At 66.3% G+C, this 6,256-nt stretch carries 4 protein-coding genes; 3 read left to right on the plus strand and 1 reads right to left on the minus strand.

Annotated features, from left to right (window positions below; genetic code table 11):
* Positions 1–693: 693 nt before the first annotated feature.
* The 3 genes from RQH86_RS18515 to bphP all read left to right on the plus strand — a co-directional run bounded on the left by RQH86_RS18515 (position 694) and on the right by bphP (position 4,553).
* Complete coding sequence (locus RQH86_RS18515; RefSeq protein WP_055852348.1) at positions 694–1,959, plus strand: TCR/Tet family MFS transporter; 1,266 nt, start codon at positions 694–696, stop codon at positions 1,957–1,959.
* A gap of 99 nt (positions 1,960–2,058) precedes the next feature.
* Complete coding sequence (locus RQH86_RS18520) at positions 2,059–2,652, plus strand: biliverdin-producing heme oxygenase (RefSeq protein WP_311239237.1); 594 nt, start codon at positions 2,059–2,061, stop codon at positions 2,650–2,652.
* On the plus strand, positions 2,649–4,553 hold the full coding sequence (bphP, locus tag RQH86_RS18525; protein WP_311239238.1) for a bacteriophytochrome BphP: 1,905 nt from the start codon (positions 2,649–2,651) through the stop codon (positions 4,551–4,553). The genes RQH86_RS18520 and bphP overlap by 4 nt, the downstream gene beginning before the upstream one ends.
* A 223-nt stretch (positions 4,554–4,776) precedes the next feature.
* On the opposite strand, the gene RQH86_RS18530 is transcribed toward bphP, so the two are convergent.
* Positions 4,777–5,952, minus strand: a complete 1,176-nt coding sequence (locus RQH86_RS18530) for a benzoate/H(+) symporter BenE family transporter (RefSeq protein ID WP_311239239.1) — start codon at positions 5,950–5,952, stop codon at positions 4,777–4,779.
* Positions 5,953–6,256 lie beyond the last annotated feature (304 nt).

Genomic DNA, 6,256 nt, shown 5'->3' on the forward strand with positions numbered 1-6,256 from the left:
CTCCCGGCGGAAGAGGGGCTTGAGCATGGCGCCATGCGTCCGAGAGACATCCAAGCCGCATCGCGCGACCCATCCCTTCTCCCACCGGGAGAAGGTGCCCGCAGGGCGGATGAGGGTACGGTTTCAGCAAGAACTCCAGCCGGGACCCACCCGCACCTCAACTTCTCCATGCGCAGGCAGACGGGAGACATCCAAGCCGCATCGCACGACCCGCTCCCTTCTCCCACCGGGAGAAGGTGCCCGCAGGGCGGATGAGGGTACGGTGTCAGCAAGAACTCCAGCCGGGACCCACCCCGCACCTCTATTTCTCCAAGCGCAGGCAGACGGGAGACCTCCAAGCCGCATCGCACGACCCATCCCTTCTCCCACCGGGAGAAGGTGCCCGCAGGGCGGATGAGGGTGCGGTGTCAGCAAGAACTCCCAGCCCAACGCACCCGCACGTCCAGTGCTGCTCCTAGCTAAAAAATCAGCTGACATCGCCCTTCAGGCACCAAGTCGCTCAGCCCGATTCGCACAAGCCCCACCAAACCCAAGCGATCTCCACAGAGCGATTGCACCAATCTCCTGCGGCCGGGCCCAATCCAGCCGCTCGCACCGCTCCTAAGCCTCGTCCCCCACGCCTGGTCACCCACCCAGAGCCGATCCGAGCCAATCCGCAGCTACACTTCCCGCCTCGCCATCCTGGGCCGCGCGATGTCTCTCTCCGCCGATTCCGCTCCAGCCCCGGGGCGCCGCCGCGCCGCGTTGATCTTCATCTTCATCACCGTGCTGATCGACGTGCTGTCCTTCGGCGTGATCATCCCGGTGCTGCCGGATCTGGTGCGGCATTTCACCGGTGGCGATTACGTGGTGGCCGCCGGCTGGATCGGCTGGTTCGGCTTCCTGTTCGCCTCCATCCAGTTCGTCTGCTCGCCGCTGCAAGGCGCCTTGTCCGACCGCTTCGGCCGTCGCCCGGTCATCCTGCTGTCGTGCCTGGGCCTGGGGTTGGATTTCATCCTGATGGCCATCGCCCACAGCTTGCCGATGCTGCTGTTGGCACGGGTGATCTCGGGCATCTGCTCGGCCAGTTTTTCCACGGCCAACGCCTACATCGCCGACGTCACACCCGCCGACAAACGCGCCGGCGCGTTCGGCATGCTCGGCGCCGCGTTCGGCATTGGCTTTGTCGCCGGCCCGTTGATTGGCGGTTGGCTGGGTGGCATCGGCTTGCGCTGGCCGTTCTGGTTTGCCGCAGGCCTGGCGCTGTTGAACGTGCTGTACGGCTGGTTCGTGCTGCCCGAATCGCTGCCGCCCGAGCGCCGCACCGCACGCCTGGAGTGGTCGCATGCCAACCCGCTGGGTGCACTCAAGTTGCTACGCCGCTACCCGCAGGTGTTCGGCCTGGCCTCGGTGGTGTTTCTGGCCAACCTGGCGCATTACGTCTATCCCAGCATCTTCGTGCTGTTCGCTGGTTACCAGTACCACTGGGGCCCGCGCGAAGTGAGCTGGGTGCTGGCCGGGGTCGGGGTGTGCAGCATCATCGTCAACGCGCTGCTGGTCGGCCGGATCGTGCGCTGGCTGGGCGAACGTCGCGCCTTGTTGCTGGGCCTGGGCTGCGGGGTGGTGGGCTTCGTCATCTACGGGCTGGCCGACAGTGGTGCGGCCTTCCTGATCGGCGTGCCGATCAGCGCCTTCTGGGCGATCGCCGCACCAGCCGCGCAAGCCTTGATCACCCGCGAAGTCGGCGCCGATGCGCAGGGTCGCGTGCAGGGCGCCCTGACCGGATTGATCAGCCTGGCCGGTATCGCTGGGCCGTTGTTGTTCGCCAACGTGTTTGCCTGGTTCATCGGCAGTGGCGCGCCACTGCATCTGCCCGGCGCGCCGTGGTTGCTGGCCGGTGTGCTACTCGCCGCCGGGTGGGTGATGGCATGGAAGCGCGCCGGGCGGGGCGGTGGCATCGCTCCGGCAGCCCAGGGCTGATGCCAACGTATTCATCCAGCACTTGCGTCCGCTTTATCTGATTTGCACAGGCGCTGCTAGGCTGGTGCACTCCGTGCCGCGGCACCGCCTCGATTGCTTATGTGTCCTGACACCCTGGCTGTTCCGCCATCGGCCGCGCACGTGCTGCGGCACGCCACCCAGGACACCCATCGCCTGGTCGAAGCGGTGCCGCTGATGCAGGCCCTGGGGCAGGGACAGGTCGATCGCGCCAGCTATGCGCAGATCCTGCGTCGCCACCACGCCTTGCTGGCCGGCTTCGAAACGCATCTGGGCGATTGGCTCAGCACGCTGGTCGGCAACGGCTGGCATTATCGCCGCCGCGTGCCGGCCCTGCGTGCCGACCTGCGGGCGCTCGATCAACCACTGGATCTGCCGATCGCACTGCCCGCTGCGCGCACCGATGCCACGCGCTGGGGCATGTTGTATGTGGTAGAAGGCTCGAAGCTTGGCGGCCGGGTCATTGCGCGCGGTCTACGCAAGCACCAGCCCGGCCTGGCCGATGCGCTGCAGTATTTCGAACTGGCCGACGAAGACCCCGCCGGTTGGCGCCGCTTCCAGGCGGTCCTCGATCAGCGCCTGGATTCCCCCCACACGCAGGCTGCCGCCATCGCTGGTGCGCAAGCCATGTTTGCCCACTTCCACACTTGCCTCGCTGCGGAGCCGTGCCCGTGAATCAGCCCACCGAACCCCTGGATATGGATGTTTGCGCGCGCGAGCCGATCCACATCCCCGGCTTGATCCAGCCTTATGGCGTGTTGCTGGTGATCGAACCGGCCGACGGCCGCATCGTGCAGGCCAGCACCACCGCAGCCGACCTGCTCGGCGTGCCGATGGACGCCTTGCTCGGCATGCCTTACGCCCAGGTGCTGGAGCTGCCCGACGCGCAGCCCTTCGCAGTGGACGATCAACCGCAACACCTGTTGCATGCGGAGGTGCGCTTCCCCAGGCGCGCTGCGCCCACCGACCACCCCTGGGTGGCCGCCTGGCATCTGTATCCCGAGCAGTGGCTGATCGAAATCGAGCCGCGCGACGCGCGCCTGATCGACGTTACCCTGCGCGAAGCGCTGCCGCTGTTGCGCAGCATCGAGCGCGATCCCGGCATCGCCGAAGCCGCGGTGCGGGCGGCCAAAGGCCTGCGCAGCATGATCGGCTTCGACCGGGTGATGATTTACCGCTTCGACGAAGAGTGGAACGGCGACGTGATCGCCGAGGCACGCCAACCCGACCTGGAGGCCTACCTCGGCCTGCATTACCCGGCCACCGATATCCCGGCCCAAGCGCGCGCGCTGTACCTGCGCAACCGCGTCCGCCAGATCGCCGATGTCGGCTACCGGCCATCGCCGATCGAGCCCACCCTGCATCCGCGCCTGGGCACCCCGGTGGATCTGAGCGACGTCAGCCTGCGTAGCGTCTCGCCGGTGCATCTGGAATATCTGGCCAACATGGGCGTGACCGCCACCCTGGTCTCCTCGATCGTGGTCAACGACGTGCTGTGGGGGCTGATCGCTTGCCATCACTACAGCCCGCACTTCACCAGTCACGCCATGCGCGATGCCACCGATGCGGTCACCCGCGCGCTAGCCGGACGCATCGGCGCCTTGCAGGCGGTGTCGCGCGCGCATCTGGAATCGGTACTGCTCACCGTGCGCGAAAAGTTGATCACCGACTTCAACGCCGCCGACCACATGACCGTGGAGCTGCTCGCCGGCATGGCGCCGGATCTGATGGACGTGGTGGATGCCGACGGAGTGGCGATCTTCCACGGCAACGAGATCAGCCGCCACGGCAGCACGCCCGATGCCGCCGCGCTCCGGCGTATCCGCAACCACATCGAATCCGAGCACCACGAGGCGCTGCGCGAGGACGCCGTCGGCGCCTTGCATGTGGATGCCATCGGCGAGGTGTTCCCGGAGCTGGCCGATCTCGCGCCACTGGCGGCCGGTTTCATCTTTGTGCCGCTGATGCCGCAATCGCGCAGCGCGCTGCTATGGACGCGCCGCGAACAGGTGCAGCAGGTCAAATGGGCCGGCAACCCGCAGTTGGCCAAGTTGCCGGATATCCCCAACTCACGGCTGTCGCCCCGCAAGAGCTTCGATCTCTGGCAGGAAACCGTGAGCGGCCGCGCGCGTCGCTGGTCGCCGCTGCACCTGGAGTCGGCACGCAGCCTGCGCGTGTTGATCGAACTGATGGAGCGCAAGCGCTTCCAGCAGGATTTCACTTTGCTGGAAGCCTCGCTGTCGCGTCTGCGCGACGGCGTTGCCATTATCGAGCGGGGCGCCAGCAGCGCCCCACACCGGCTGATCTTCGCCAACCCTGCATTTGCCGACCTCAGCCAGGCCGAGGTTGCCGAGCTGATCGGTTGCGACATTCTAACCCTGGTGGCCGACGATGCCGCCAGGTCCAAGGTCGAACTGCTCGAGGACGCCCTGCGCCTGGGCCGTGCCGCCTACGTCACCCTGCCGCTGCGCGCCCACGATGGCTCGCCCATCTATCGCCAATTCCATCTCGAACCGCTGCCCAGCCCCAGCGGCGTCATCGCCCACTGGCTGTTGCAGCTGCGCGATCCGGAATAAGTGCCGCCCGCCGCATCGACGTCGAGTGGCGGTTGCAGGCGGCCGCTGCTGCCGCATCCATCGCGTCGGGCAACATCACTAGCGGCCCGGGCAACGATGCGCCCCTTCAGCGTCTTGAGTCACTGCGTATCGATCAGTGGTGGTGCCGCTCAAAGCCTGAGGGAACACACCAAAGGACATCGAGCGCCGGCAGCGCTGCCAGCGCTGAGCTGCAATCGCCGCGTCAAGCGCGCGGCCGCAACAGCAACAGGGTGACGGTCCCGGCCACCAGCCCCCAGAACGACGCACCGATCCCTCCCAAGGTCAGCCCGGAGGCCGTCACCAGGAAGGTGACCAATGCCGCCTCGCGTTCGCTATCTTCGCGCAAGGCTGCCGCCAGGCTGTTGCCGATGGTGCCCAGCAGCGCGATTCCGGCAATCGCCATCACCAGCTCGCGCGGGAACGCGGCAAAGACCGCCGCCACGGTCGCCCCGAACAAGCCGATCACCACATACAACACGCCCGCGCTCACCGCGGCGGTATAGCGCCGGGCAGGGTCTTCATGCGCCTCGCGGCCCATGCAGATCGCCGCAGTGATCGCGGCCAGGTTCAAGGCGTAGCCGCCGAACGGCGCCAGCAACGTATTGACCACACCGATCCATCCGATCGTCGGCGAGATCGGCACCTGGTAGCCGGACGCCCGGATCACCGCAACGCCGGGCACGTTCTGCGAGGCCATCGTCACTACGAACAATGGAATCGCCAGCCCGACCACCGCCGCCCACGACAGCGACGGCACCACCAGCACCGGATAGGCCAGCTCCAGCTGCACGCTATTCCAGTGCATCAGCCCACCGCCCGCCGCAATCGCAATGCCTACCAGTAAGGTCGCAATCACCGCATAGCGCGCAAACCAGCGCCGGCCAACCAGATAGGTCGCCAGCATCGCGATTGCCAGGACCCGCTGGCTCTGCATCGCCACGAACAGATCCAGTCCAAAGCGCAGCAGCACCCCCGCCAACATGCCGGACGCCAGGGACACCGGCATGCGCTTGATCGCCCGCTCGAACAACCCGGAGAACCCGGCTACCAGTCCAAGCACCGCCGCAACCACAAATGCACCGACCGCCTCACGCAAGGGAACCCCTGCGGCGCTGCCGATCAGCATCGCCGCACCCGGCGTCGACCAGGCCGTCACCACCGGCACGCGGTAGTGCAGCGACGCCCCGATGCACGTCACGCCCATGCCGATGCCCAGCGCCCACATCCACGATGCAATCTGCGCCTGGTCAGCGCCTAGATGTCGCGCCGCCTCGAAGACGATCACCGCAGAACTGGCAAATCCCACCAGTACGGTGACAAAGCCTGCGGCAATCGCTGACAGGGATAGATCGCGGAACAGGTTGCGGGCTGGCGGCATCGTATGGCTCCTCCGGGCCCTGCATTCTTACCGAGCCAACCAGTCAGCGGTACCGAAGCGTGGAGCGCACCTCTCTATATCGAGGTGACCATATATAGATGTGGCCATAGAGCGCGCTGGTGTCTTTGCCGTGTTGGAGCCTGCGTAAGAAATTCGGCGCATTGTCATGCCTGTGTCAAAAAGTGCTTGCACTTCTGCACAGGCTCGATAAACTGCGCGACCTCGCTCAGGACGGCGGCGCTCTTCAAGCACCGCAACAACGAACGGGGCGAATCAGAAACACCGAAAGGTGTTGACGAAACGG

It is taken from the genome of Xanthomonas sp. WCS2018Noco2-27 (genome assembly GCF_031843525.1).
Lineage (GTDB): Bacteria > Pseudomonadota > Gammaproteobacteria > Xanthomonadales > Xanthomonadaceae > Xanthomonas.

Coding starts and splice junctions, on each gene's coding strand:
- RQH86_RS18515 (WP_055852348.1), top strand. CDS start 694: ATGTCTCTCTCCGCCGATTCCGCTCCAGCCCCGGGGCGCCGCCGCGCC.
- RQH86_RS18520 (WP_311239237.1), top strand. CDS start 2,059: ATGTGTCCTGACACCCTGGCTGTTCCGCCATCGGCCGCGCACGTGCTG.
- RQH86_RS18530 (WP_311239239.1), bottom strand. CDS start 5,952: ATGCCGCCAGCCCGCAACCTGTTCCGCGATCTATCCCTGTCAGCGATT.